At 46.5% G+C, this 288-nt stretch carries 1 pseudogene; it reads right to left on the bottom strand.

The features are described 5' to 3' along the window. A pseudogene (locus P5674_RS26295) lies at positions 1-211 on the bottom strand (hypothetical protein); the annotation flags it as partial. Positions 212-288: the final 77 nt, after the last annotated feature.

The raw sequence follows: 288 nt of genomic DNA, 5'->3' as shown, positions 1-288 counted from the left end.
AAATCAGTTCCGGTTGCCATAGAAAAATGCGATAAAATAGTTTGTCAGTTTTCATCTTTTGGGACGGGGCTGGTACTGAGTCCAATTTGATTAAGGCTTTGATTAAGGCGATCGCTTGTTTCCAGAAACGGGGTTTGTCAAAAAACGGGGCGGGTTTATATCGCTGCTGGTGAAGAAGAATATAGGCTGTTGAACCCGCCCCTACAGGAATATGTGACCCCTGGGTGGTTGGGAAGGCGATCGCTTGTTTCCAGAAACGGGGTTTGTCAAAAAACGGGGCGGGTTTAT

The organism is Limnospira sp. PMC 289.06 (genome assembly GCF_032350395.1).
In the GTDB taxonomy this organism is placed as follows: domain Bacteria; phylum Cyanobacteriota; class Cyanobacteriia; order Cyanobacteriales; family Microcoleaceae; genus Limnospira; species Limnospira platensis.
The sequence above is the reverse complement of the archived record's forward strand: the minus strand, read 5'-3'. Positions and strand labels throughout refer to the sequence as shown.